Origin of the sequence: Flavobacterium rivuli WB 3.3-2 = DSM 21788, from assembly GCF_000378485.1 — a bacterium.
Lineage (GTDB): Bacteria > Bacteroidota > Bacteroidia > Flavobacteriales > Flavobacteriaceae > Flavobacterium > Flavobacterium rivuli.
Window position 1 is genome coordinate 567,237 of sequence record NZ_KB899967.1, and the last position, 26,315, is coordinate 593,551.

At 39.9% G+C, this 26,315-nt stretch carries 22 protein-coding genes and 1 tRNA gene; 10 read left to right on the plus strand and 13 right to left on the minus strand.

Annotation, left to right across the window (positions count from 1 at the left end; translation table 11 throughout):
• Positions 1-2: 2 nt before the first annotated feature.
• From F565_RS23195 to F565_RS0106185, 9 genes are all read right to left on the minus strand, one after another.
• Complete coding sequence (locus tag F565_RS23195) at positions 3-329, minus strand: RHS repeat-associated core domain-containing protein (RefSeq protein WP_342337503.1); 327 nt, start codon at positions 327-329, stop codon at positions 3-5.
• A gap of 95 nt (positions 330-424) precedes the next feature.
• Positions 425-2,245, minus strand: coding sequence for a cytochrome c oxidase subunit I (locus tag F565_RS0106150; RefSeq protein WP_026299911.1), 1,821 nt, complete (start codon positions 2,243-2,245; stop codon positions 425-427).
• Between the two features lie 27 nt (positions 2,246-2,272).
• A complete protein-coding gene (locus F565_RS0106155; RefSeq protein WP_020212330.1) occupies positions 2,273-3,472 on the minus strand; it encodes a cytochrome c oxidase subunit II in 1,200 nt (399 codons plus the stop codon).
• 19 nt (positions 3,473-3,491) lie between these two features.
• The gene (locus F565_RS0106160) at positions 3,492-5,078 is read right to left on the minus strand and encodes a hypothetical protein (protein ID WP_020212331.1); all 1,587 of its coding nucleotides are present in this window, start codon (positions 5,076-5,078) and stop codon (positions 3,492-3,494) included.
• A 31-nt stretch (positions 5,079-5,109) separates the two neighbouring features.
• Entirely contained in the window at positions 5,110-5,652 is a 543-nt protein-coding gene (locus F565_RS0106165; RefSeq protein WP_020212332.1) for a c-type cytochrome, read from the minus strand.
• A gap of 5 nt (positions 5,653-5,657) precedes the next feature.
• Positions 5,658-6,185 (minus strand): DUF3341 domain-containing protein, encoded by a 528-nt coding sequence (locus F565_RS0106170; protein WP_026299912.1) that lies wholly within the window; start codon positions 6,183-6,185, stop codon positions 5,658-5,660.
• 4 nt (positions 6,186-6,189) lie between these two features.
• The gene (gene nrfD / locus F565_RS0106175; RefSeq protein WP_020212334.1) at positions 6,190-7,611 is read right to left on the minus strand and encodes an NrfD/PsrC family molybdoenzyme membrane anchor subunit; all 1,422 of its coding nucleotides are present in this window, start codon (positions 7,609-7,611) and stop codon (positions 6,190-6,192) included.
• Between the two features lie 40 nt (positions 7,612-7,651).
• Positions 7,652-10,720 (minus strand): TAT-variant-translocated molybdopterin oxidoreductase, encoded by a 3,069-nt coding sequence (locus F565_RS0106180; protein ID WP_020212335.1) that lies wholly within the window; start codon positions 10,718-10,720, stop codon positions 7,652-7,654.
• 33 nt (positions 10,721-10,753) lie between these two features.
• Positions 10,754-12,079 carry a c-type cytochrome gene (locus tag F565_RS0106185; RefSeq protein ID WP_020212336.1) on the minus strand — a complete coding sequence of 442 codons (1,326 nt, stop codon included), beginning with the start codon at positions 12,077-12,079 and terminating at the stop codon, positions 10,754-10,756.
• A 214-nt stretch (positions 12,080-12,293) separates the two neighbouring features.
• Here F565_RS0106185 and F565_RS0106190 point away from each other — a divergent pair, with 214 nt between their 5' ends.
• Both F565_RS0106190 and F565_RS0106195 read left to right on the plus strand, forming a co-directional pair.
• Positions 12,294-12,683 (plus strand): sporulation protein, encoded by a 390-nt coding sequence (locus F565_RS0106190; protein WP_026299913.1) that lies wholly within the window; start codon positions 12,294-12,296, stop codon positions 12,681-12,683.
• A 245-nt stretch (positions 12,684-12,928) separates the two neighbouring features.
• The gene (locus F565_RS0106195; RefSeq protein WP_020212338.1) at positions 12,929-13,879 is read left to right on the plus strand and encodes a T9SS type A sorting domain-containing protein; all 951 of its coding nucleotides are present in this window, start codon (positions 12,929-12,931) and stop codon (positions 13,877-13,879) included.
• Between the two features lie 78 nt (positions 13,880-13,957).
• On the opposite strand, the gene F565_RS0106200 is transcribed toward F565_RS0106195, so the two are convergent.
• Both F565_RS0106200 and F565_RS0106205 read right to left on the minus strand, forming a co-directional pair.
• Positions 13,958-16,000 carry a M16 family metallopeptidase gene (locus F565_RS0106200; RefSeq protein WP_026299914.1) on the minus strand — a complete coding sequence of 681 codons (2,043 nt, stop codon included), beginning with the start codon at positions 15,998-16,000 and terminating at the stop codon, positions 13,958-13,960.
• Between the two features lie 16 nt (positions 16,001-16,016).
• Positions 16,017-17,342 carry a M16 family metallopeptidase gene (locus F565_RS0106205; protein WP_026299915.1) on the minus strand — a complete coding sequence of 442 codons (1,326 nt, stop codon included), beginning with the start codon at positions 17,340-17,342 and terminating at the stop codon, positions 16,017-16,019.
• A gap of 212 nt (positions 17,343-17,554) precedes the next feature.
• On the opposite strand from F565_RS0106205, the gene rplU reads away from it, so the two are divergent.
• The 5 genes from rplU to F565_RS0106230 all read left to right on the plus strand — a co-directional run bounded on the left by rplU (position 17,555) and on the right by F565_RS0106230 (position 21,206).
• Positions 17,555-17,920, plus strand: coding sequence for a 50S ribosomal protein L21 (gene rplU, locus F565_RS0106210; RefSeq protein ID WP_020212341.1), 366 nt, complete (start codon positions 17,555-17,557; stop codon positions 17,918-17,920).
• A 26-nt stretch (positions 17,921-17,946) separates the two neighbouring features.
• Positions 17,947-18,219, plus strand: a complete 273-nt coding sequence (gene rpmA / locus F565_RS0106215) for a 50S ribosomal protein L27 (RefSeq protein ID WP_020212342.1) — start codon at positions 17,947-17,949, stop codon at positions 18,217-18,219.
• A 124-nt stretch (positions 18,220-18,343) separates the two neighbouring features.
• A complete protein-coding gene (locus F565_RS0106220) occupies positions 18,344-19,330 on the plus strand; it encodes a polysaccharide deacetylase family protein (protein WP_020212343.1) in 987 nt (328 codons plus the stop codon).
• A gap of 87 nt (positions 19,331-19,417) precedes the next feature.
• Positions 19,418-20,614, plus strand: coding sequence for a hypothetical protein (locus F565_RS0106225; RefSeq protein WP_020212344.1), 1,197 nt, complete (start codon positions 19,418-19,420; stop codon positions 20,612-20,614).
• The gene (locus F565_RS0106230; protein ID WP_154652543.1) at positions 20,601-21,206 is read left to right on the plus strand and encodes a hypothetical protein; all 606 of its coding nucleotides are present in this window, start codon (positions 20,601-20,603) and stop codon (positions 21,204-21,206) included. The genes F565_RS0106225 and F565_RS0106230 overlap by 14 nt, the downstream gene beginning before the upstream one ends.
• A gap of 104 nt (positions 21,207-21,310) precedes the next feature.
• On the opposite strand, the gene F565_RS0106235 is transcribed toward F565_RS0106230, so the two are convergent.
• Positions 21,311-21,383, minus strand: a tRNA-Gly gene (locus F565_RS0106235).
• Positions 21,384-21,510: 127 nt separating this feature from the next.
• On the opposite strand from F565_RS0106235, the gene F565_RS0106240 reads away from it, so the two are divergent.
• Positions 21,511-21,957 (plus strand): GNAT family N-acetyltransferase, encoded by a 447-nt coding sequence (locus F565_RS0106240; protein ID WP_020212346.1) that lies wholly within the window; start codon positions 21,511-21,513, stop codon positions 21,955-21,957.
• Positions 21,958-22,179: 222 nt separating this feature from the next.
• Positions 22,180-23,766 (plus strand): L,D-transpeptidase family protein, encoded by a 1,587-nt coding sequence (locus F565_RS0106245; RefSeq protein ID WP_020212347.1) that lies wholly within the window; start codon positions 22,180-22,182, stop codon positions 23,764-23,766.
• On the opposite strand, the gene F565_RS0106250 is transcribed toward F565_RS0106245, so the two are convergent.
• Complete coding sequence (locus F565_RS0106250; protein ID WP_020212348.1) at positions 23,755-24,459, minus strand: murein L,D-transpeptidase catalytic domain family protein; 705 nt, start codon at positions 24,457-24,459, stop codon at positions 23,755-23,757. The genes F565_RS0106245 and F565_RS0106250 overlap by 12 nt on opposite strands.
• 328 nt (positions 24,460-24,787) lie before the next feature.
• Between F565_RS0106250 and gpmI the strand changes: the two genes are divergently transcribed.
• Complete coding sequence (gene gpmI / locus F565_RS0106255) at positions 24,788-26,305, plus strand: 2,3-bisphosphoglycerate-independent phosphoglycerate mutase (protein WP_020212349.1); 1,518 nt, start codon at positions 24,788-24,790, stop codon at positions 26,303-26,305.
• Positions 26,306-26,315: the final 10 nt, after the last annotated feature.

Here is a 26,315-nt window from a genome sequence, read left to right on the forward strand (position 1 = left end):
TCCTACAACTCAGCCGTTTTTACTCCTGTTTCAACAGCAGCCCTAACAGTGTTCATTGCTGTTCCTGTTAAAGGAGGTGTATTTGTTGTCTCTAAAAGAGCTCCAAACCAAACTCCTTCTAAGCCTTCGAGCTCTCTGTAGGCAATAACCTTATTCGACGCAAAATTGTTCGGAGACTGGAAAGCATATTTCTCTGCTAATGGGTCAATACTCATAAAACGACCTATAGCATAGTCATAATTTCTATACTTAAAACTATCCCAGTTAAGCCCCAGCTCGTCTTGGCGTTCCTGCCCTTGGTACTTATAATTATAGCTAATATATTGAATGCTTTCAAATTTATTGTCATAGTAACATAAGTTAGAACCGCAATAAACAAAAAAAGGCTACCCATTCGGATAGCCTTCTTCATATTTAATATTTACTAAGAGTGGTGTAGTTCTTCTTCACCCTCTTTCATAGGAACTGTTTGAGGAACAAAGTCATCATCATGTCCCGGTTTGCTGTAATCATACGGCCACCTGTATACTTCAGGTATTTCGCCCGGCCAGTTACCGTGAATGTGCTCTACAGGAGTTGTCCACTCCAGTGTGTTAGCCCTCCATGGGTTCTGGATCGCTTTTTTACCTTTAAATATGCTGTAGAAGAAGTTCCACAGGAATACTAACTGGAATGCTGCTCCTACAAGTGCAAACATTGTAATTACAATGTTAACATCGGCAAGGTCATCAAATAGCGGGAAGTTAGTATTAGTATAGTAACGTCTTGGCAAACCTGCCATACCTACAAAGTGCATTGGGAAGAATACTCCGTAAGCACATATTGCAGTTACCCAGAAGTGAATGTAACCAAGTGTTTTGTTCATCATCCTGCCGTATAATTTAGGGAACCAGTGGTATATACCGGCAAACATACCGTATAGTGCAGAGATACCCATTACAAGGTGGAAGTGAGCTACCACAAAGTAAGTATCGTGAACGTTAATATCAAGCGTACTGTCACCAAGTATAATACCTGTAAGACCACCCGTAATGAACGTAGATACAAAACCTATAGAGAACAACATGGCAGGGTTCATTTGCAGGTTACCCCTCCATAATGTAGTTATCCAGTTAAACGCTTTTACAGCAGATGGTATTGCAATAAGTAGTGTTGTAAAGGTAAACACAGATCCAAGGAACGGGTTCATACCCGAGATGAACATGTGGTGTCCCCAAACGATTGTTGAAAGGAATGCAATAGCTAATATTGAAGCGATCATCGCACGGTAACCAAAGATTGGCTTACGCGCATTTGACGTCATAATTTCAGAAACAAGACCCATTGCAGGAAGGATTACAATGTAAACTTCCGGGTGGCCAAGGAACCAGAAAAGGTGCTCGAACAATACCGGAGATCCACCTTGGTAGTGTAGTACTTCTCCTGCGATATAAATATCAGAAAGGAAGAATGAAGTACCAAAACTCCTGTCCATGATAAGTAGTAATGCAGCAGATAAAAGAACCGGGAACGATACAATACCAATAACTGCAGTTACAAACAAAGCCCATATTGTAAGTGGAAGCCTTGTCATAGACATACCTTTTGTTCTTAGGTTGATAACGGTAACTACATAGTTAAGAGATCCCATTAGCGACGATGCAATAAATATCGCCATAGATACTAACCAAAGCGTCATACCAAGACCAGAACCGCCTATTGCCTGAGGAAGGGCACTTAATGGCGGATAGATTGTCCATCCGGCAGAAGCAGGGCCAGCCTCAACAAACAGTGAGCAAACCATGATTACCGCAGAGATAAAGAACATCCAATAAGAAAGCATGTTCATAAATCCTGATGCCATATCCCTTGCACCAATTTGCAGCGGGATAAGCAGGTTACTAAACGTACCACTTAAACCGGCCGTTAGTACAAAGAATACCATTATAGTACCGTGAATGGTAACAAGTGCAAGGTAAATATCATTACGCATTACACCATCCGGTGCAAACTTATCTCCTAAAAGTATTTTAAATATCGTAAACGACTCCTCCGGCCATGCAATTTGCATACGGAATAAAAGAGACATTATGATACCTATAATACCCATAAGCGTACCAGTAAGCAGGTATTGTTTAGCGATCATTTTATGATCAAGGCTAAAAATATACTTCTCTATGAAAGTCTGCTCATGGTGATGGTCGTGGGCATCGTGATTATCGTGTCCGTCGTGAGCGTGTATCTCGTCGTGTCCTACTGCTGACATATTTCTTTAATTTGAATATTTTAAGAATTATTTTTTGATAACCTGTGCTACAGTCATTTTAGTGGCTGTAGAATCTGGTTTTGCTGTATTAGTTGAGTCTTTTGCTGTTGCAGGAGCTGCTTCGCCGGCAGCCGGCGCAGCAGGCTGTTTAGATTCTTTAACGGCAGCCGAAAGCGTTTGCTTAGCGCTTAACCATTTGTTAAAGGTAGCCTCATCTTCAACAACAACCTTCATTTGCATGTTATAGTGAGATGCACCACATATTTTATTACATAATAATAAATAATCAAAAGTATAAGGCTCTAAAGCCGCGCCACCTGTAGCAGCTGCTTCGGCACTCTTCTTAGATCGTAACTCATTAATATGAGCAACTTTTTTCATGATAGAAGGATCCTGGCGCATTTCATCAGTAGTAACAGTAGGTACAAAACCAAACTGTGTTACCATACCCGGAACAACATTCATCTGTGCCCTAAAGTGTGGCATGTATGCAGAGTGCAATACATCCTGAGAACGGAATTTAAAGATAATTTGTTTACCTTTTGGTAAGTGAAGTTCGCTTGCCTGGATATCATCCTGAGCATTAGCGTCTCCCATATCTACACCAAGTGTGTTTACACCTTCTATATAACGTACGTTAGCTTTACCAAGTTTGCCATCTTTACCGGCATAGCGCACTTCCCAGTTAAACTGTTTTGCGTATACTTCTACATAAATAGCATCTTCTTTAGCCTCTTCGTCAATAAACATAATGTTTGTCCATGCATAAAGACCATATAAAATAAGACCGGCAAGAACGATTACAGGAATAATAGTCCAGATAAATTCAAGTTTATCGTTATCAGCATAATAAAATGCTTTCCTGTCTTTCCTACCTCTGTTAATGAACGAGAAGTAATGAAGTAAAAATTGGGTTAAAACCTGAACGACACCAATAAGCCACATTGAAATTGACATAAGACTATCGTACTGTGGGCCATGTTCTGAAGCAGGAGTACCCAGTAAAAGGTCACCCCATTTCATCATAGAATAAATTGTGAAGATATAAATGAAACCCAAAAAACCAAACATCAGGTAACCATTCACATTATTATCCCTATCAGTAGCTACTTCCGGATTTTCATTATAAGTGGCAGCACCCACTTGTGTAAGGTGGAATATTTTAGTTAATTGCCATATTGCAATGCCTAATAAAACTAAAACTACAATTACCAATAAACTCGTCATTTGTTTATTTCTTTAAATATTAATAATGAAAATGCTTACTTTCTTCAATCAATGGGTTGCGTTTAGCAAGCAACGGCACTTTTGTTAATGCAGTAAACACTACAAAGATAAACAGGCCAAAGAAAAATAATACAGAACCTATTTCTCCTGCACCTATAAACCATTGGTCACCTACAGTAGCCGGCATGATCATGTTGAAGAAATCTACATAATGGCCACAAAGTATTACAATACCTGCCATAACTACTATCCATGAAAGACGTTTAAAATCAGTATTGACTAATATCAATATAGGGAAAACAAAGTTCATTACTACCATCCCAAAGAATGGAAGGTTATAGTTATCTATACGCATTTTAAAATATACAACCTCTTCCGGCATATCGGCATACCACATAAGCATGAATTGCGAGAACCAAAGGTACGTCCAGAATACACTTATACCAAACATAAATTTAGCAAGGTCATGAATATGGCTTGTATTAACATATTCAAGGTAACCTTTAGATTTTAAATATAGGGTAACTAATGCTATCGTAGTAATACCACTTACAAAGAAACTTGCAAATACATACCAGCCAAACAGGGTGCTGTACCAGTGCGGATCTACCGACATGATCCAGTCCCAAGACATGATAGACTCTGTAACGATAAAGAAAGCAAGGAAGCCTGCAGCTGCCTTAAAGCTTTTCTTATAAGCTAAATTATCTGTAGCTTCATCCTGTGCAAGTGATTGTTTCCTTGAATACTGACGGTATAAAATCCATCCTCCAAAAAATATAACTGCCCTTATAAGGGTAAAAGTACCATTTAAATAACCTGATTTGGCTTTTATAAGGTGGTCTTCGGCTACAACCGCAGGATCCATCCATATAAACAGGTGGTGAAATTGTAAAACCCCTAAAACAAGCAATACAAAAACCACTATAGAACCAGGTAAAAGGTAACTTGTAATACCTTCCATAACCCTGAAAAGTACCGGAGACCAACCTGCCTGTGCTACATTTTGTATAGCATAAAAAGCAAGTACTCCTAATGATATTAGCATAAAAAATATTGCAGCAACATATAATGCAGCCCATGGTTTGTTTTGCAATTGCTTAAACACGTGCTCAGCATGTTCTTTATGTGCATCATGTTCAGCGTGAGCGTCATGCCCTTTGTGAGCATCATGAACAGCATCTATAGCAGCTTTATCAGCAGCATGAGCCAATTCTGAATGCTCATCATGACCTGCTTCTTGGGCATCGCCGGTAGGAGATGCAGCATCATGTGAAGTTGCAACAGTATCATGCTCTGCGTGAGTTGCTACAGCATTAACAGAATCATGGCCTTCATGAGTACCCTCTGCTTCAGCAGCAGAATGTTCTACTACAGCAGGTACATCAGCATGTTCTGCATGAGCCGCTTCAGCCTCATGGTGCTCTGCTCCGGCCGCTTCATGAGCACCGGCTTCGCCGTGGCCTCCATGATGTTCAGCAGCTAAGATTTGCTCTACTTCTTCAAGAGATGTGGGTGCAGTAAAAAAACTATAACCTATCCCAAGGATACCAACGGCCATCAGGATAAAGGCAAAAGTTCTTAAACTATTTGAAAATGTATACATATATTTATGCTTTCAGTGTTCTACAAATTTATTATTCGCTCTTAAGTTTCATCACATAATGGGCAACCTGCCAGCGCTCTGTTTGAGAAAGCTGGTTAGCATGAGATCCCATCATGTTAAGTCCGTAAGTTTCTACATGAAAAATACTTCCCTCAGTAATTACCCTGTCTTTATAGTTAGGTACACCGGCAAATTTTTCTCTCTTAGCAAGGTTACCTTTACCGTCTCCTTTATCGCCATGGCATATAGCACAGTAAATAGTAAAAAGCTCCTCACCTTTTTTAAGGTCTACTTCTTCGGCTGTTAATGGCGATTTAAGGTTAGCTTTTGCAGCCTCATAACCTTCCGGCGTGTTAGGATACTCATAAGGAGTATAACCCCTCGGTATAGATCCGTTAGCAGGCAACTGCCCTTCTTTACCGTTACCAAATGCAGCAGATTCCTGGTAAGGCTCATAAGCTACAGACTGGTACATGTTCGGGAAATACTGGTAATTAGGCGCACCCTTATCGTGACACGAAGTTAGGGAAGCCACTACAGCAACCAGTACTACTATTTTAGATAATGCTTTCATACTTCTTAATAATGCTTTTCAATTACTTTTACCTCTACAGCTCCGGTTTCCTGAAAAAATGCAACCAATTCGTTTTCATCACCTTTAACAGAAACTTCCATCAAAAAATGGTCATCTGTAGTTCTTACATCCGGGTTCTCAGCAGCCTTAAACGGCCATAATTTACTTCTCATGTAAAAAGTAATAACCATTAAGTGAGCAGCAAAAAACACGGTCATCTCAAACATTACCGGTACAAAAGCCGGCATATTCTGGATATAGCTAAAGCTTGGCTTACCACCAATATCCTGTGGCCAGTCCTGGATCATGATATAGTTCATCATGGTAGTAGCTACCGATAAACCTACTAAACCATATAAGAAAGAGGCAATAGCTATCCTTGTAGGTGCAAGACCCATGGCTTTATCAAGGCCATGTACAGGGAATGGCGTGAAAACTTCTTCAATGTGATGATGTGCAGCGCGTGTTTTCCTTACTGCATCCATTAGGATATCATCGTCATTATACAATACGTGTAAAACTTTATTGCTCATGTTCTTAGTGATGATTATGTTCTGAATGTGAATGATTGTCGTGACCGTTATCCCTTAACTTTTTATAAGTTTCGCTGGATGTTTTCATGATAGATTTAACCTCTGCCTGTGCAATTACAGGGAAGCTCCTTGAGTAAAGAAGGAACAACACGAAGAAGAAACCAATTGTACCAATGAAGAAACCTGCATCTACAAATGTAGGCTGGAACATTGTCCATGAAGACGGAAGGTAATCCCTGTGAAGCGAGGTAACGATGATTACGAAACGCTCAAACCACATACCTATATTAACAACAATTGATATTATAAAAGAAACCATAATACTGGTCCTGATCTTTTTAAACCACATAACCTGCGGAGAAACCACATTACAGGTCATCATTAGCAAATATGCCCACCAGTAAGGACCTGTAGCCCTGTTGATAAATGCATACTGCTCATACTCTACACCAGAATACCATGCAATAAATAACTCTGTAATATATGCAGTACCTACAATAGATCCTGTAATCATGATTACTATATTCATCAATTCGATATGCTGAACAGTGATGTAAGCCTCAAGATTAGATACCTTTCTCATGATGATAAGCAGGGTGTTTACCATTGCAAATCCTGAGAAGATAGCTCCCGCAACAAAGTATGGCGGAAGGATTGTAGTGTGCCATCCCGGTATAACCGAGGTAGCAAAGTCAAAAGATACGATAGTGTGTACCGAAAGTACAAGAGGGGTAGCAAGACCTGCAAGCACAAGAGAAACCTCTTCAAAGCGCTGCCAGTCTTTTGCGCGGCCACTCCAGCCAAAACTTACTATAGAGTATACTCTTTTTGTAAAAGGAGTTACAGCCCTGTCGCGAAGCATCGCAAAATCGGGAAGTAAACCTGTCCACCAGAATACTAATGATACCGAAAGGTATGTCGAGATCGCGAACACGTCCCAAAGAAGTGGTGAGTTAAAGTTAACCCACAACGAACCAAACTGGTTAGGTATTGGCATTACCCAGTAAGCTAACCAAGGGCGACCCATGTGGAATACCGGGAACATAGCCGCCTGGATTACAGAGAAAATGGTCATAGCCTCTGCAGAACGGTTAATGGCCATTCTCCATTTTTGGCGGAATAACAATAGTACAGCCGAGATAAGTGTACCGGCGTGGCCAATACCTACCCACCAAACAAAGTTGGTAATATCCCAGGCCCAGCCTACTGTCTTGTTAGATCCCCATGTACCAATACCTGTACCTACTGTATAGGAAACACACGCTACGCCCCAAAGAAAGGCAATAAGCGCTATGGTAAATGCAATCCACCAGTGCTTGTTAGCCCTGCCTTCCACAGGCCTTGCAACATCAACTGTTACATCGTGGTAATTTTTGTCACCTATAATTAAAGGTTTTCTAATGGGAGCTTCGTAATGAGACGACATAATATTTTTATGTTTGTTTCTTTATTAATACTTTTTACTACTATGTATTCCTTACTTTAACGTGGTAGAATACATTAGGCTGCGTGCCAATGTGGCTTAGCAGGTGGTATGCTCTATCATCTTCTTTAAGCCTAACGATAGGGTCTTCCTTTTCGTTTACATCACCAAATACCATAGCACCGGTGCTGCAGGCTGCCGAACAGGCACAAGAGTCGTTAAATTCTCCTTTTGCAACCGGCCTGCCTTCACGTTTAGCCTTAAGGATAGTGGCTTGAGTAGACTGGATACAGAAAGAACATTTTTCCATTACACCCCTTGAACGTACATTAACATCAGGGTTAAGAACCATACGGCCAAGGTCATCGTTCATGTGGTAATCAAACTCGCTGTTCTTGTTATAAAGGAACCAGTTAAAACGGCGCACTTTATAAGGACAGTTGTTTGCACAGTAACGTGTACCCACACAACGGTTGTAAGCCATGTGGTTTTGTCCCTGGCGACCATGAGAAGTTGCAGCCACAGGACATACAGTTTCGCAAGGTGCGTGGTTACAGTGCTGGCACATTACCGGCTGGAATACTACCTGAGGATTCTCGGCAGGGTCTTCCATTGCAGTAAAGGTATCAACAGATTCTAACAGGCCATTTGCATTATTTTTAAGGTTAACATCACCTGCAAACGTATCTTCGTGAGAGTAATACCTGTCTATACGCAACCAGTGCATATCACGGCTTCTTCTTATTTCAGATTTACCAACTACCGGTACATTGTTTTCTGCGTGACATGCAATTACACACGCTCCGCAACCTGTACAGGCATTAAGGTCTATCGATAAATTAAAGTGGTGTCCTGTAGTCCTGTCAAAAGATTCCCAAAGGTCTATTGATGCAGCAGGCACTTCTTTATGATCATAAGATACTACCGGCATAATATTCCAGTCGGCAACATCTTTTTCATTAAAATCTTTTAGCGTAGCTTCCTTAACGATATCTCCCCTGCCCATAAGTGTTTTTTGCAGCTGTACGCATGCAAACTCGTGGTCGTCGCCATTTTCTTTAGTAAGCTTGGCAACCTGGAAAGCGTTAAAGTTAGTATATAGAGAGTAAGCATTAACACCTACCATCATTTCTTTTTTCATAGCTGCCTTACGACCATAACCAAGAGAAAGACCTACAGATCCTTTTGCCTGGCCCGGCTGGATGATTACCGGAACTTTTTCCAATTTTTTTCCATTAACCTCTATAGTAACGTAGCTACCATTAAGGCCACCGTTAGCAACATTATAGTTCTCTAAACCTAATGCATCAGCATCGGCTTTAGCAACAGTTACATAGTTATCCCAAGATACACGTGTAATAGGATCCGGGAATTCCTGCAACCATGGGTTGTTAGCCTGCTGGCCATCTCCCATACCTGTTTTAGTATAAAGAACCATCTCTAAACCACCGGCTTTCTTAGCACTTGCAAGTGTAGTCGCAGCAGTACCATAATCAGCCGGAGCTGCAGATACTGTAGCAGGAACTTCGTTTAAGTAAACACCATCATGAACCAGTTGGTTCCAGGTTTTACCCGTAGTGAAGGTTGGAGCAAAAGCTTTAAGGTAGTCATAGTACGACTGACCGTTACCAGACCATGAAAGCAATGCATCCTGAAATTGTTTTGTATTGAATAAAGGACGGATAGTAGGCTGTGTGATGCCGTAATGTCCTTTTGCAATTGTTACATCGCCCCATGCCTCAAGATAATGAGGAGCTGCGGCAGCAACAGTAGCTATTGATGCAGTTTCATCTTCTTTAAGAGAGAAAGAAACCGACAATTTTACTTTTTTAAGAGCCTCAGTAAATCCGGCACTGTCAGGATATGTATACACCGGGTTAACACCACTCATAATAAGTGTGTGAACTGTACCCGCTTTCATATCTGCCACCAGTTGCGCAACCGCTTTAGCATCGCCTTTACGAACGTAACGGGCACCGTCAGGATTAAACGCAGCCGACTGTAATGAATTGTTTATTGCAATTGCAAGCAATTGTGCATTAACATCATCAAGACCGGTTACAAAAACACCTTTACTACCCGCAGCTTTAAGCTGGTTTGCAGCGTTAACAACAGCCTGGTCATAAGGTTTAGTTACATCCGGTACGCTTACAGCAGCACCAGTAACTATATTATATATTTTAACAAGAGCATATTTTTGCTCTGTAACAGTCAATGGAATACGCTTGTCTGCGTTAGCACCCGTAAGAGACATATTAGACTCTATCTGTATGTGCTTAGACATTTTACCGTTTTTAGGAATACGACCTTGTGTATAACCTGAGTCATAACCACCACCCTGCCAGTCGCCAACAAAATCAGCACCTACAGAAAGGATAACATCAGCTTTACCAAAATCGTAATCAGCTAAAGCCCTTTCGCCGTATACCGCCTGGAAGGCATCCAATGCTTCAGATGAAGACACTGCATCGTACACTACGTGTTTAAAACCAGGATATTTAGCTCCAAATTCAGCAATAAGTTTTTCAGTAGAAGGACTTGCCGTAGTACCCGTAAGCACTACTACACTACCTGCACCAGCCGCAGCTTCACTAAGACCTTTTTTAACGGTGGTATCTACAGCCTCCCAAGAAGCCGGTTTGCCCGAAATAACAGGTTGTTTTAAGCGCATGCTGTCGTAAAGAGAAAGCACAGAAGCATGAACCCTTCCGTTAGCTGACACTTTAGCACCTGCAAGTGTATTGTTTTCTACTTTTATAGGGCGACCCTCACGGGTTTTTATAAGTATGTTGGCAAAATCAAAACCATCTGCAATTGTAGTAGCATAATAATCAGCAACACCCGGTATAATAACTTCCGGCTGCACCACATAAGGTATAGATTTAATAACCGGGCCTTCGCAGGCTGCAAGAGATGCTGCAGCTGTACTAAACCCTACATATTTTAAAAAGTCACGACGGCTTGTAGAAGAAGATGACAAAGCTTCCTTGTCGCCAAGAAATTCATCCGTGGGGATCTCCTCAACAAACTCATTGTTTCTCAGCTTCTCAACAATAGAGCTGTTTTCATTTAGCTCTTCAACACTTTGCCAGTATTTTTTGTTTGATGCCATGTTGTATATAGATATTAGCTTCTTAAAAATTTATTAATAGTGACATTTACCACACTCTAAACCACCCATATTGGCAGCTGTAAGTTTCTGAACCCCATATTTCTTGGCAAGTTCATCGTGGATTTTAGCGTAATAGTCATTGCCTTCAACTTTCACATCAGTTTCGCGGTGACAGTTAATACACCATCCCATTGTAAGAGGCGCATTTTGCTTCATCACTTCGAAAGTCTCAACAGGACCGTGACATTTCTGACACTCTACACCTGCAACAGAAACGTGCTGTGAGTGGTTAAAGTAAACGAAATCCGGAAGGTTGTGTATCCTAACCCATTTAACTGGTTTTTGTACTCCGGTATATTTTTGAGTGTTTTTATCCCACCCTACTGCATCATATAATTTTTGTATCTCGGCAGTATAGAATTCTTTTGAATGATCTACATATAGTGAATCTTTATCACCTGCAAATTCAGCAATATTTTTGTGGCAGTTCATACACACATTAAGCGATGGTATACCCGATTGCTTACTTACCCTTGCAGAAGAGTGGCAGTACTTACAATCGATACCGTTGTCACCGGCGTGTATTTTGTGCGAGAAATGTATAGGCTGTACCGGCTGATAATCCTGGTCTACCCCTATTTGCATAAGGTAACCATAAAGGAAGTAAGCTGAAGCAAGCATTAACAACAACACGGTAACAAATACAAGGAAGCCGTTTTTTGCATACGCTTTCCATAAAGAAACCGAAGGCTCATCCTCAGTAACCACAACACCGTTATTTGCAGCAATTCTTCTAAGCGTTTTGTTAACCAGCACAAGCATTACTATAAGCACGCCAAGCACTAAAACAAGAGCACCTAATATAAGATTGTTAGACGCGCCGCTACCAGAACCTTCTGCAACAGGAGCCGCAGCAGGCTTTTCTGCAACAGGAGCAACTTCTGATGTAAATGCCATGATATTATCAATATCTGCCTCAGAAAGCTGCGGAAACGCAGTCATTGTTGTTTTATTGTTCTCTGCAAAAAGCTTTACCGCAGCAGCATCGCCAGATTTTATCATCTCGCTACTGTTGTGGATCCACTTATAAAGCCATGCCCTGTCATGCTTATCTGCAACACCCCTTAAAGCAGGGCCTGTAGATTTAGCATCAAGTTTGTGACAAGAAGCACAATTTGCATTAAACAGCTCTTTACCCTTTACAGGATCTCCAGCGCCGGCTGCGGGTGCAGCAGCAGCTGTGGCGGCCGCAGCTTCTGGTGCAGCCTGTTGTGCATAAGAAACGGAAAAAGTTAGCGAGAGCGCCAGGCAGAAGAATAAAATTCTTGAAATTGAAGTATGGTTACCCACTTTTTTCATATTAAAAATGATTATCGACTATTTTGGTATGATTTTTAATGCAGTCAGGTGTCAGTAAACACTGTCCTTTTTAAAAACTCCCACAAAAATACGACTTAAGAATTATTCTCAAACCTTAAATAAACCTTAATCTTTAATTTATAACAATTCTAAATAAATCGGGTTTATCGGAATAAAATAAATAGTTGTACATTTGTTGTAAACATACTTCATTATGAGAATTTTAACGATAAGGACGTTACATTTTACCTTACTAATATCTGCTTTGTGTGGTGGTAAAGCACTTGCACAAACAAATACCGTTACCGTTGCCCAGGACTCGCGTTTTGAGGAATTATTAAACGACAAGCGCAAAATAAGCTCATCTATAACTGTAAATGACCGCTATAAGGTACAGATATTTTATGGTGATAACGATAAAGCCCGCAAAGCACTACAAGACTTTAAAAAAGACTACAAAGGCCAGGATGGCACCATAATTTTTGAAAGCCCCACCTATAAAGTATGGGTAGGCAGTTACAAAACCCGCATTGAAGCCGAAAAAAACCTGACAGACATAAGAAAGAAATTTCCGCATGCGTTACTGGTTAAACCTAATAAGTAAATAGCCTTTACATAAACAACAAAATCCCGCACATCGCGGGATTTTGTTGTTTTGACAAGCTACTAAACAGGGAATAAAAAATTTAGATTCCACCTGCAAGCAGAGGGATAAATTGCAGAAAATAATAATGATAAATTTGTATCTTAGCCGTAATCAATGTTTTAATAAATAAATTACTATCAGGATATAAAAAGCAAAGACTACCGCAAACCAATTTTATAAACCATACAATTAATCACACCTTTATGTTTACAAAAACTTTACTAACAACAGGACTCGTGGCCGCAGGATTTTTAGCCAATGCACAAACCACAGCCATACCCGACCCCGCCTTCGAAAAGGCTTTAATTGATTTAGCAATAGATGCTGACGGTATAGTTAACGGATCTCTCTTAACCACTAATGCATTAGCGGTAACTAATTTAACTATTACATCTCCCCAGGTGAATAATGAAACACAATATATAACCGACCTTACAGGACTTGAAGCATTTGTAAACCTTGAAAATCTTACTGTAAACGGCACTATGGCAGAAACGCTAAATGTTAGCGCACTTACAGCTTTAAAGAACCTGAATTGTGCTGACAACATACTTACAAGTTTAGATGTTTCTAACAATTCTTTATTAGAGTCTTTATACATCTCAGGAGGCGGAGACGTATACCCTATGAATGAAATTAGCAGCATCGACCTTAGCAACAATCCAAACATTAATCGATTAACAGCCACAGGCATTAGCACGATTAATTTAAGAAATGGAAACAACAATTCAAATATGCGTATAATTATTAGTTATTTGGGTGAGATACCCGGAGAGCCTGGTGGTTACACCTGTATTGAAGTGGATGATGCACTGGCAGCTGCAAATAATCAGCCACCATATTCTGAATGGATAATATCCCATATAAACCGAACTTACTCTCTTGTGGAGTCTTGCCTGGCAGCAACTAAGGCTGTTAAAGAGAAAACAATTATTGTATATCCAAACCCGGTTTCAGAAACTTTGCATATTGCCCAACAGGATAACTCGTTAATTGATAAAGTTGCGTTATATGACATTTCTGGCAGGAATGTAAGGGAGTTTACTAATATATCTGCTGCAGGTGTATCTGTTTCCGGTTTGGGAAAAGGTATTTATATGCTAAAAATCAGCAACGGAAATGAAACGCAAAGCAGGAAAATAATTATAGAATAAAAACTAAGTCCAATTTTATAAAAACAACAAAGGCTGCCCAGAGGCAGCCTTTATGCTATACATTATATAAATAGTGTATTATTGGAAATCAGCCGGGGCAGTACCCTCGTTGATTTTTACATCAGATACCGTAAGCTCTAAATCTATACCAATATTCATTACAACTTTGTAAGGGAACTTAATTCCTTTTACAGCTTTATAATCGCTATAGTAAGTAGTTTGGGTAGCTTTTTGCCCACCTTGCTCCTGCTCGTGCGCTTCGGCAACTTTAAAGCCTGTAGCTACATCATAGTAATATGTAGCATCGCCTTTTTTAATTGCATAAGCATCTGCACCGTTGATAGATTCTATACCTGTAAGCTTAGCATCTTTGTTAGACACAAGCTCAAGCTCTTCAAACGGAACTGCACTTGCTTTCATATCAGCAAAATCAGCACCTTCAAGCTCTACTCTCTGACCCTGTTGAACCATATAGCCGGCTTTATCGCCCACTACCTGTTTCATCATGCTCATACCCATAGCTTTCATTTCGATCATTTGTTTATGATCTGCAGTAACTTTAGTTGTAAGCTCTAACGGAGTACCCTGAACGGTACCGGCAGATTTTGTAACTACAGTTTTAACTGCTTTAAGCGCTTTCTCGCCACCTACAGCTTTAATGTAACCATCAAGAACTGTTTTTGTAGTAACACCTGCAGGTATTGGTTTGTTTACCACAGGTTTTTCGGCAGGATTACCCCATTTGTCAAAATATTGTATCGGAATTTTTCTTGCTTCAAGACCTGGCAGTACATCTGCAGCTTTACCTACAATTACAATCCTTGAGTTATCTGCAAGGAAAAATTTGTTAGCAGCAGCTTTAACATCTGCAGCAGTAACAGCACTAATGTTTTTTATGTAGTTTTCATAAAAATCTTCCGGCAAGCCCATAGTTTGTGTAAGTAATGCATAACGAGCTACAGTAGCAGGTTTTTCTATCTGCATTACAAAGTTACCTATGTATTTAGCTTTTGCATTACGAAGGTCTTCATCGCTAACAAGGTCTGTCCTCATTCTTTTAACCTCATTAAGTATCTCTGCTACAGAGCTGTCTGTAACAGCATTACGTACAGATGCAGAAGATTCAAAAGCACCTACATATTTACTTGGCGAAATAGAAGAGTAAGAACCATACGTCCAGCCGTGAGCCTCACGAAGGTTAAGGAACAAACGGCCTTCGCCACCACCACCAAGAACCTGGTTAGCAAGAAGCGTAGCAAAATATTCTTTATCGGTCATTTTAAGATTCACAACGTTTACTACAGCAATTTCTGACTGTACCGCGTTTGGCATATCTATAAAATTAACCTGAGTATACTGTACATCTTTAGGGTCGCTGTAGCTAACATTAGGAGCTATACCCGGTTTCCATGTACTAAATAATTTAGTAACCTGTTTTTTAACGTCTTTAAATTTAACGTCGCCTACCACAACAAGGTATGCTTTACCCGGAACGTAGTAAGTATTATAGTTCTCTACAACATCGGCAAGGGTAACATTATTAATAGTTTGCTCGCTTAAAAATTCGCCTCTTGGGTGGTTTTTACCAAATGTAAGTACATCTGTAACCCTTGCTGCGATAGACGGTACATTTTTCTCGTCTGCCTTAAGGTTCTCAACAATCTTATTTTTTTCTTTGTCAAATTCAGCCTGTGTAAATACCGGATTAAGGGCACCATCGGCCATTAAGCTCAATATTTTTTCTGAGTATTTAGAAAGTCCGCTTCCTGCAGCGCCGCTATCCCAAAAGCTGATGTTTGCACCAAGAAAATCTATTTCTTCGTTAAAAGCATCGGCGCTCATTTTTTTAGTTCCGCTGCCTAAAAGTGCGCTAACCATATCGCTTACACCTTTTTTATTGCCTTCGGCATAAGGAGCGTTATCTATAGTAAGGCTGTAAGACACCCTTGGTAACTTATGGTTTTCTACAACCAGTACTTTAAGGCCATTTTTAAGAGTAAAAGTTTCCGGTTTCCCAATGTTTACCGTAGGCGCGGGCCCTGGCTTGGGCATAGTCCTGTTTTGTGCCTGCATAGTAATAGATAAAAATACACCGGCTAATATATATATAACTTTTTTCATGATCGTTTTTGTGTGCTTAGTTTTGTGCTTTGTCTTTTGCAGGTACATAATCAAGTATTAACCTCTGGTTAGGATTCAGGTATTTTTTAGCCACTTCCCTAATCTCTTCCCTTGTAATAGAACGGTAAATATCTATCTCTGTGTTAACAAGGTTTACATCGCCATAAAGCATATAAAAAGTAGCCAGGTTACTTGCTACACCCTCTACACTTGAATTGCTGTTAACATACTGGTTTTCGTAAATATTTTTAAGTTTTTCAAACTCTTTCTCTGTAATAAGAGTAGTTTGTATTTTTACGATCTCCTCATCAGCCTCTTTCATTATTTCGTCTACAGTATGGCCCTGCATAGGTAACGCAAGGAACGTGTAAACACCATAATCTTCTTCGCTTGAGTTGTATGTAGCAAGTTCTAAAGCAATTTTTTTCTCTTCAACAATTTTTTTGTACATCCTTGAGCTTTTACCATCACTAAGTATTGTAGCGATCATATCAAGAACGCGGGCATCCCTTGTTTTCATAGATGGAGTCCTGTAAGCAGCAATAACCATTGGCAATTGTACGTTAGGATCTTCAAAAACAGCTTTTATAGGCTGCGTTATAGGAGCTTCTTCAAATTTTTGGCGTACAACCGGCGCACCTTTAGGTATAGCACCAAAGTATTGCTGTATCCATTTTTTAGTCTGGTCTACATCCAGGTTACCTGCCACAACAAGCACAGCATTGTTAGGCACATAGAATTTTTTGTTGAAAGCCTTAAACTCATCAAGAGTAGCAGCATCAAGGTGGTCCATAGAACCTATAGTAGTCCAGCGGTAAGGGTGAACTTTAAACATGTTCTTTTTTACCTCCTGCATTAACTGCCCATAAGGACGGTTATCGTAGCTGCGTCTTTTTTCTTCTTTTACAACCTCATTTTGGGTATCAACACCTATCTGATTAATTACAGGGTGCATCATCCTTTCAGATTCCATCCAAAGGCCAAGCTCAGTATTGTTAGAAGGGAATACTTCGTAGTAATACGTCCTGTCATCTGTAGTATTAGCGTTATTGTTACCACCGTTAGCCGTAACAATTTTAAACCATTCGCCACGTTTTATGTTCTCTGTACCTTCAAACAAAAGGTGTTCAAAAAAGTGGGCAAAACCGGTTCTGTCCGGGCTTTCGTCTTTTGCACCTACATGGTACATTACCGAAGTAATGATAACGGGAGCCGATTTATCCTGGTGAAGGATAACATGCAGCCCATTATCTAAATTGTATTCTTCGAACGCTACTTTCTGGGCCGAGGCGGCTCCGCCTATCAGCAGGAGTGAACTCATGGCCATAATAGATTTCTTCATAAAAATAAGGGTTATTTTGATTTTGGATAATTGGTGTGCAATTTCGGTATTTTGTTACAATAATGCTAAACTTTTTTTTGATTAAGATTTTTACACCTATATTATATAGGAGTAAAGAAAATGAATAATCAATAAAAATGCAGTACAGGTTGCCTGATAAATAATAAGTTGTATATTTGCACACTTAAAAAAATTAATTAAACCATATTGTTATGTACGCAATCGTAGAGATAGCAGGGCAACAATTTAAAGTTAGCAAAGACCAAAAGGTATTTGTTCACCGTTTAGAAGGTAAAGAAGGCGACGCAGTTACATTTGCGAAAGTACTTTTACTTGATAACGAAGGAACTATTACTTTAGGCGCCCCCGCTATAGAAGGTGCTTCAGTAGAAGCCAAAGTGCTGCAGCACTTAAAAGGAGATAAAGTAATCGTTTTCAAAAAGAAACGTAGAAAAGGTTACAAAAAGAAAAATGGCCACCGCCAGTCTTTAACTCAAATTCAGATTTCAGTAATCAACTTTGGTGGTGCTAAGAAAAAAGCAGCTAAAAAAGAAGAAACTGCAACTGCAGCAGAATAATTACTAACAATTAAAAACAAAACATCATGGCTCACAAGAAAGGTGTCGGTAGTTCCAAGAATGGTAGGGAATCAGAGTCGAAACGTTTAGGCGTTAAGATATATGGTGGCCAGGCCGCTATTGCTGGTAATATCATTATCAGGCAGAGAGGTTCTAAGCACAATCCGGGAGAAAATGTTTACATGGGTAAAGACCATACGCTACACGCAAGAGTAGACGGTGTTGTTAAATTTCAAAAGAAAAAAGACAACAAATCCTATGTTTCTATACTTCCATTTGAAGTAGAAGTACAAGCTTAAGACCATTAGTTAATTCTTTTTACAGGAATTACAAAAAAATATAAACAGCAACAGGGCAACCTGTTGCTGTTTTTTTATGCATATTTTACTACATTTAAGGCTGCGATAAACACACCACTTTGCCATGCCTAAATACACTACTACTTTCAGCCTATTGCTTCTACTGGCACTATTCCTGTTCTGCCCTGTTACAGGCAATACACAAACAGCCACCAACTACCACCGCTATTTTGCCACAGCACAATATAACGGCAACACCATTATAATTTTAAGAAAGTTTGAGCAGCAAGGCAAACCCTACTATTTGTATGCAGACCCAAAAACTATTGAGACGGCAACCATAGCAGCAGCAAAAGTTACCGCACAGGCTACAAAATGGGACGACATTGTTACCACTTATAAAACCACCCCATACATTAAAGCACTGCTGGCGGCACAACAGCAATCTGTCGCTTTGCAGGATGCCGGGATTACCCACGCCTACCCTAAAGAAAAAGGCATTACCCTTACCATAGACCTTTGCCCATCGCACAAGCCGCTGGACAGGGTAATATTTACCTCACTGATAACCGAATTTAAAAAGATTGAAACCCCGGTGCCGGTAGCATTATCTGTAACAGGACGGTTTATGCTGACCCACGCCGAAGATATTGACTGGCTTAAAAATCTTGTAAAGCAAAAAGAGATAAACATAACCTGGATTAACCACACCTATAATCATCACTACGACCCCAAACTGCCGCTTACCAAAAACTTTTTACTGGAACCCGGTACCGATATTGACTTCGAAATACTGGGTACCGAGATAGCCATGCTACAACACGGGCTTATGCCATCGGTGTTTTTCAGGTTTCCGGGGCTGGTGTCAGATGCTAAGATGGTGCAGGCAGTTACCGGCTATGGCCTTATACCCATAGGCAGCGATGCATGGCTCGCCAAAGGGCAGGCTGCCAATGCCGGCAGCCTTGTACTTATACACGGCAATGGTAACGAACCCATAGGTGTAAAAGATTTTATTAACCTGCTGAAGACCGAACAAAGTAAAGTGACTGACAAGCAATGGCTGCTGTATGACTTGCGGGAAAGTGTAAAGAATGAGTTTGGCGAATGACCCACTCATAGATTTATCTAAAGATAGATATCAAAACACTACATTTAAGCTGCTTTAAATGTTTAAAATAATCAATAACCAAAATGTATGCTGCAACGTATAAAAATAAAATCTTATTTATACATTATTATACTATTCTTGTTATACAGCACACTTAATGCCCAGGAAAGAGTATTAGAGGTTAACGTTATCAGTATTAAAACCGGCAAAGTGATAAAGGATGCCAAGGTTACTTTAGAAGGTTTTGAAATACCCGCAATTACTGCGCAGTACGACAAAAAGAAAAAAATATATTATTTTAATGAGGTGCCAAAAGGATACAATGCTGTAATGGCATATCATAATGAGTATAATGAAAAAGGATTTCAATGCAGCAGTATATTGCCCGGCAAGGTTACTTTAAGGCTTCATGATAAAGGAGATGTGCAGTACCGTTTCATTACCTACAAAGACTCTTTAGTTATAGATCAAGGTAAAAAGTACATTACAAAACGGGAGAGCTATGTTGAGGACCCGTACAAAATTGCCGTAGAACCTAAGGTTGCGATGAGTTATAATGAGCGCAGAGACTATATAAACAGTAAAATTGCTGAACTGAATTTAGAAATAGCTTTAGTGAACCCTTTTTATGAAGAACATAAACTACAGGCTTATGGAATTGATCCTTCACAGCATGAGGGATACCCTGCACTGCCCGACATTACAAAACCAGAAAAGTTTATATTACCCCTTAAAAGCGGAAGAAGCAACTTATTTCAGCACAAATACCCACACGGACAGGAGGACATATGTTTTATTTTAAGAAAAAAAGATGGTTCTAAGTTTAAACGTTTTAACGACCCTTTGATTAAAAAGCTTAAGGACTATTTTACAGTTAATTTAATAGTGCTAAGTAAGAAAAATAGTTATATGCTGCACGAAAATAGACGTAACGATTTTATGATAAGGGATAAGCAAAATGAACTGTATAATAAAAAACACCAAACAGATTCTTCCCGAATATTTTTTTACGATAATCAACTTCGAAATTACCCCAAAACAATAGAACGAAGAAAAAACAGCAGTTATCAAATTTATGAACCATCGGATGATGATAATGTACCAATATTTTTATTGGTAGAAAATAATTATTACAAAATACCTAAAGATTACCTTTCGGAAGAAGAAAACGAATATAAAAAACTTCAGGATATTCCGGTTCAGGAAAACTCTATCGGGCTTGGCATTTTAGACCAGTATGAATATTATTATGAAACCACTAAAAAGGAAGATGATGAAAATTAAGTTTTTGGCATTTTTTTTATTAATAACATTTGCGGTTAGCGCACAAAATACTGCTCACGTTAAGAGTGTAAAAAAGGCGCACAAACTTAATCTGAGCGATTTTAAGAATAGTAAGAAAGTCCGATGGGAAAACTACACTCAATTAATAAAAAATGACACAGTTTTTCGCTTCTCAAAAGAAGACGGAAAAATACGCAAGGAGTTTTTTAAAAGAAATGAAAACGCTAAAAAGATAGAAATGTATGATGATCAAACTTTTTCACCCCTTTCTGAAAGTAGTATGTTTTTTAATTTCCCTACAGGGTCATATCGAAAATACGATTCAAAGGGAAATATAATACAAGAAATCAATTATGACAAAGATTATAGAGTCAGCCTAATGGATATTATATCTTTAGCCAAAGCAAAATTTAATATCGATATAACTCAAAAAATCAGCGGAGTAGGCGTGACAAGAGGCTTTGATGAACATTTCAAAAAGAATGTCTATACTCTTTCACTACCGGTAAATGAGCAATCATACCGCTTTGTTATTATTGATGCTACAAGCAAGAAAATCCTTTCTGACCAGCGCGGTAATTATATAGAATAACTAAATTCAATTTTAAGACAAGACTGCACCTGCATTCTCAGGAAAAGAGGTTTAAATAATGCCCACAAAAAAACCCTAAGCTATAAAACTTAGGGTTTTTGCAGAGCGGAAGACGAGGCTCGAACTCGCGACAACCAGCTTGGAAGGCTGGAGCTCTACCAACTGAGCTACTTCCGCATTTGTGAGTGCAAATATAAGCATTTTTATTTCTTGCATGCAAGCTTTTTTTTCAGAAATTTTACATTAAAAATTGGCCCCGCTTTTAAAATATTTACACTTAATTTGTTACCTCATTTTTATTAGCATGTATACCATAAAACAAATTACTTCCCAAGCCACATTTGCCGTTCGGCAGCCTGTTTTACGCCCCGGCAAACACATAGACACCTGCATTTTTGATGGTGACGACCTGCCCACTACCGTTCACTTTGGCATTTATCAGGATGATGAACTATTAGGGGTAATATCAGTATTCGAAGCAAAGAGCCCTTATTTTAACGAAGAGCACCAGTTCCAGATACGTGGAATGGCAGTATTAGAGAACCAGCAAAAGAAAGGCCTCGGCGAAAAACTGGTTGTAAAAGCTGAAGAGTATATTACAACAAAATGCGGCAAAAGAACCTGGTTTAACGCCCGTGAAATTGCCGTGGGCTTCTACAAAAAGATGGGGTATGAAATAATAGGCAATGAATTTAACATACCAGATGTAGGGCCTCATTATGTAATGCATAAAATTATGACTTTAGAGTAATAATTTCACAAAATATTATGTTGTGTGCTGATATTGTGGAGGATTAACTTTTGTACCTTTAATGTAAATTTCAGGGTGGCAAAACCACTGTCCGGCAACAAATAACCAGTATGCTCGCGGAGCAATAGTAATTAGCCCGGATTTCTTAGTACCCGTTAACCAATAGGGCATTAAGTAGTATAGCCATTTTAAGATTTGTTACTAACAACAAACACAAATGTTATGCTTAGATTTATTACTTTAATTGCCTTAGTAACGGTGCTGTTTGGCGCTTGCCAGAATACAGGCAGGATAAAAGAACAACTGCCTGTACAACCCGTTAATACCGAAAATTTAAAAAACACTCCCTTAACTTTTTCTGAAGTTGTTTTAGAAAAAGCATCAGAAGCTGCCAAAGCCTTTTATACTGCTAATAATAACACAACCGTCTGGATAAATAAAACCGACCGTACTGCCCTGCAGGATGCAGTTAGCGGCGCTGCGGCCGATGGCCTCGTTCCCGAAGAGTATAACCTTAACTTTTTAAAAGAGTTTGAGGCGCTTACATCGATATCTGAAGAAGAAGCCATGCGCTACGACCTTATGATGACAGAAGCCTTTACAACGCTGTCTAACCATCTTTTTAAAGGCAAACTGCAACCATCCGGCGTTTATGATGACTGGGCACTGGCTCCTAAAAAACTGGACAGCGGAAAACTACTTACCGAAGCACTGCAAAACCACAATATTACAGAGGTTATAGACCGTTGCCGCCCCCGCCATGCAATATATGCGGGCCTGCGCAAAAGCCTTGAGCAGCTTAATAACATGCCTGATGATGCTACTATTGGCGCAATTACAATTACTAAACCTATTACCCTTAAAGACACTACAGCCGTAACGGGGCTTATAAAACAACGCCTGGCTTATTGGGGTGACTTAGATATAGCCAATGTTGAAATTAAAGAATATGACGCTGCAACTGCCGATGCGGTAAAGAAATTTCAGGAACGCCATGGAATTGTAGCTGACGGTGTTGTAAATACCCGCACTGCCGATGCACTAAATTTTACAAGAAACCAGCGCAAGGAACAGGTTATTGCAAATTTAGAACGCTGGAGATGGTTCCCGTACGATTTTGGCGAGAGGGCCATTGTTATCAACATTCCTAACTACCGCCTTGCCGTTTTAGAGAATAATACCGATACGATACAGACGTATAAAGTGGTTGTAGGCAAGCCCGAAAGGCGCACCCCTATTTTATATTCTACGCTGAATAATTTGGTAATTAACCCTACATGGACGGTTCCTCCCACCATTCTTAAAGAAGACCTTACGCCATCGGCTACTAAAGACCGCGGTTATTTTGCAAACCTTAACATGAAAATTTATAAAAATGATGAGGAGGTATCTGCACAGGAATGGGATCCGGCAATTGCCGATCATTACCGTTACGTACAGGGACCCGGCGACCACAACTCTTTGGGCAGGATAAAATTCAACTTCCGCAACAGCTATAGCGTGTATTTGCACGATACCAACCACAAAGAAAATTTTGCTAAACCATACAGGGCATTAAGTTCTGGCTGCGTGCGTGTGCAAAATCCTTTTAAACTGGCAGGTTATGTTTTAGATAAGCAGGAAAAAGGCTGGACAAAAGATAAAATAGACGAGATTGTTGCCACTGGCGAAACTACAAATGTAAACATACAAAAATCCATCCAGGTGCACCAGTTGTACTGGACAGCGTGGATGGATAAAGGCGGGCTGCAATTTAGAAATGACATTTACAGCCTCGACAAGATATTGTATACTAAACTAAGAAGCTAATAACTTAGAAGTTGCTAAATAGTTTTTAGTGGGGTGGTAAATAAACAGGCACGATTTGCCTTGCAGTAAATTTACTATTTCTTTAGTTAATCCTACCGGTAGCGCAGGGCATCCCTGGCTGCGGCCTAACCTGTGATGTTGTTGTGCAAAGGTTTCGCTTACATAATCAGCGGCGTGCATAACCACTCCCCTACTGCGTGCATTGTTGTTTATACCAGCTTCTAAACCATCAAGGCGAAGCGACTGGCCATGCTTACCATTATATATTTCGCCGGTAGCATAAAAGCCAAGGCTGCTTTTGTTAGAGCTGTTGGCATTGCTAAAGCTGTTTGCAAAATCGTCTCCGCTGTTTTTACCGTGTGCCACAAGGGTATTAAATATAACGGTTTGCGTTTCCATATCTATAATCCAAAGGCGTTTAGCGGTAGATGATAAAGTAAAATCTATAACCGTAAGATATTCTTTTTTAATTTTGCCTTCCTCTTTAAGCTTGTTGTAGCCTTTCATTGCTTTGGCAAAGCATTCAAAAGCAGGCATAGAGGCAGAGTGTAATTTAATAGCAGTATAAACAGATTCCGTTTCGCTCAGTGCACTGGTTGCCGGGGCAGCCATTTTATGTGCAGTGTGTTTTAATGTTGGTGCCGTAAAAGAAAAGAACAAAAATAAAACCGACGTAAAAAAGTTGTAACCCATAGTAATAATTTAGTTGTGCGTTTTAACGAGATTGCTAAATAAGTTAAGAAAAACTTAAAAACCAAAAGCAACTGTGTTAAAATCAAATATTTAACATTTTCATTTGGCAGGGAGTCATTCCTGTGCCGTTCCTCTTCATGTATTTGTAACGCGAATAAAAAGTTAATTATTGTGTAACAGGCAAAATTGTTTCGAAAAATTTTAAAGCAGCCTGCATATATCTTAACCTTTTTTAAGTGTGAAACATTGCTAAAAAGTGCTAACTTTATCGCTCGTTTCGGATTATAATAATCCCAAAACTGTGCCAAAACCACATAATAGATTGAAAATGAACAAAAAAGTTATCCTTATGATACTTGATGGCTGGGGAAAATCACCAGATCCTAAGGTATCGGCTATAGACAATGCCAACATTCCTTTTATAAATAGCCTGTATACAAAATACCCAAGCGCACAGCTTAGAACCGATGGCCTTAACGTGGGTTTACCCGAAGGACAGATGGGTAACAGCGAAGTGGGCCACATGAATCTTGGAGCCGGGCGTATTGTGTACCAGGACCTTGTAAGAATAAATCTTGCAGTTCAGGATAAAACAATTGCAAGCGAACCTGCATTAGTCGATGCTTTTAACTATGCTAAGGCTAATAATAAAAAAGTACACTTATTAGGACTTGTTTCTAACGGTGGTGTGCACAGCCATACAGACCACCTTAAAGGACTTGTAGATGCTACAGAGGCTGCCGGACTGGATAAAGTATACATTCATGCTTTTACCGATGGCCGTGATGTAGACCCAAAATCGGGTATAAACTTTATATCTGAAATTGAGCACCATATAAAAGACACTCACGTTAAGCTGGCATCCATTATTGGCCGCTACTATGCTATGGACCGGGACAAACGCTGGGAACGCGTTAAGCTTGCTTACGACCTACTTGTTAATGGAGCAGGAACGCTATCTACCAGTGCTGTAGCAAGTATCCAGGAGGCATACTCCGAAGGCATTACCGATGAGTTTATTAAACCTGTTGTATTAACAGAAGACGGCACTACACCTATTGCAGTTATAGAGCCGGATGACGTGGTTATCTTCTTTAACTTCCGTACAGACAGGGGCCGCGAGCTTACAGAGGTGCTTTCTCAGTTTGATGTTCATGAGCAAAACATGCACAAACTAAAACTGTATTTTGTTACCATGACTAACTATGATGATACGTTTAAAGACGTGCATGTAGTATATGATAAAGACAACCTTACCGAAACGCTTGGCGAGATAGTAAGTAAAGCAGGCAAAAAGCAAATACGTATTGCCGAAACAGAAAAGTACCCTCACGTTACCTTCTTCTTTTCGGGCGGGCAGGAGCAGCCTTTTGAAGGTGAGACACGCCTTTTGCGCAATTCGCCAAAAGTAGCTACTTACGACCTTCAGCCGGAAATGAGCGCCTTTGAACTTAAGGATGCTTTAGTACCCGAACTGCAAAAAGGCGAAGTAGATTTTGTATGCCTTAATTTTGCCAATGGCGACATGGTGGGCCACACCGGTGTTATGGAAGCTGCCATTAAAGCCTGCGAAGCGGTAGATGCCTGCGTTAAAGAGGTTATTGAAGCTGCGCTCGAAAACAACTACACTACCATTGTAATTGCCGACCACGGTAACTGCGAGACCATGATAAACCCGGACGGCAGCCCTAACACGGCGCACACCACTAACCCGGTGCCTATTATTTTGGTTGATAAAGAACTTACACAGGTTAATGATGGTGTACTGGGCGACATTGCCCCTACCATCCTTAAACTTATGGGCATACCACAGCCGGAAGCCATGACAAGGCATTCGCTGGTTTAGGAAGTTGCAA

What these genes read in the sequence shown, in the direction of transcription:
- F565_RS0106150 (WP_026299911.1), bottom strand. Translation starts at nt 2,245, where the DNA reads ATGTCAGCAGTAGGACACGACGAGATACACGCTCACGACGGACACGAT.
- F565_RS0106155 (WP_020212330.1), bottom strand. Translation starts at nt 3,472, where the DNA reads ATGACGAGTTTATTGGTAATTGTAGTTTTAGTTTTATTAGGCATTGCA.
- F565_RS0106160 (WP_020212331.1), bottom strand. Translation starts at nt 5,078, where the DNA reads ATGTATACATTTTCAAATAGTTTAAGAACTTTTGCCTTTATCCTGATG.
- F565_RS0106165 (WP_020212332.1), bottom strand. Translation starts at nt 5,652, where the DNA reads ATGAAAGCATTATCTAAAATAGTAGTACTGGTTGCTGTAGTGGCTTCC.
- F565_RS0106170 (WP_026299912.1), bottom strand. Translation starts at nt 6,185, where the DNA reads ATGAGCAATAAAGTTTTACACGTATTGTATAATGACGATGATATCCTA.
- nrfD (WP_020212334.1), bottom strand. Translation starts at nt 7,611, where the DNA reads ATGTCGTCTCATTACGAAGCTCCCATTAGAAAACCTTTAATTATAGGT.
- F565_RS0106180 (WP_020212335.1), bottom strand. Translation starts at nt 10,720, where the DNA reads ATGGCATCAAACAAAAAATACTGGCAAAGTGTTGAAGAGCTAAATGAA.
- F565_RS0106185 (WP_020212336.1), bottom strand. Translation starts at nt 12,079, where the DNA reads ATGAAAAAAGTGGGTAACCATACTTCAATTTCAAGAATTTTATTCTTC.
- F565_RS0106190 (WP_026299913.1), top strand. Translation starts at nt 12,294, where the DNA reads ATGAGAATTTTAACGATAAGGACGTTACATTTTACCTTACTAATATCT.
- F565_RS0106195 (WP_020212338.1), top strand. Translation starts at nt 12,929, where the DNA reads ATGTTTACAAAAACTTTACTAACAACAGGACTCGTGGCCGCAGGATTT.
- F565_RS0106200 (WP_026299914.1), bottom strand. Translation starts at nt 16,000, where the DNA reads ATGAAAAAAGTTATATATATATTAGCCGGTGTATTTTTATCTATTACT.
- F565_RS0106205 (WP_026299915.1), bottom strand. Translation starts at nt 17,342, where the DNA reads ATGAAGAAATCTATTATGGCCATGAGTTCACTCCTGCTGATAGGCGGA.
- rplU (WP_020212341.1), top strand. Translation starts at nt 17,555, where the DNA reads ATGTACGCAATCGTAGAGATAGCAGGGCAACAATTTAAAGTTAGCAAA.
- rpmA (WP_020212342.1), top strand. Translation starts at nt 17,947, where the DNA reads ATGGCTCACAAGAAAGGTGTCGGTAGTTCCAAGAATGGTAGGGAATCA.
- F565_RS0106220 (WP_020212343.1), top strand. Translation starts at nt 18,344, where the DNA reads ATGCCTAAATACACTACTACTTTCAGCCTATTGCTTCTACTGGCACTA.
- F565_RS0106225 (WP_020212344.1), top strand. Translation starts at nt 19,418, where the DNA reads ATGCTGCAACGTATAAAAATAAAATCTTATTTATACATTATTATACTA.
- F565_RS0106230 (WP_154652543.1), top strand. Translation starts at nt 20,601, where the DNA reads ATGATGAAAATTAAGTTTTTGGCATTTTTTTTATTAATAACATTTGCG.
- F565_RS0106240 (WP_020212346.1), top strand. Translation starts at nt 21,511, where the DNA reads ATGTATACCATAAAACAAATTACTTCCCAAGCCACATTTGCCGTTCGG.
- F565_RS0106245 (WP_020212347.1), top strand. Translation starts at nt 22,180, where the DNA reads ATGCTTAGATTTATTACTTTAATTGCCTTAGTAACGGTGCTGTTTGGC.
- F565_RS0106250 (WP_020212348.1), bottom strand. Translation starts at nt 24,459, where the DNA reads ATGGGTTACAACTTTTTTACGTCGGTTTTATTTTTGTTCTTTTCTTTT.
- gpmI (WP_020212349.1), top strand. Translation starts at nt 24,788, where the DNA reads ATGAACAAAAAAGTTATCCTTATGATACTTGATGGCTGGGGAAAATCA.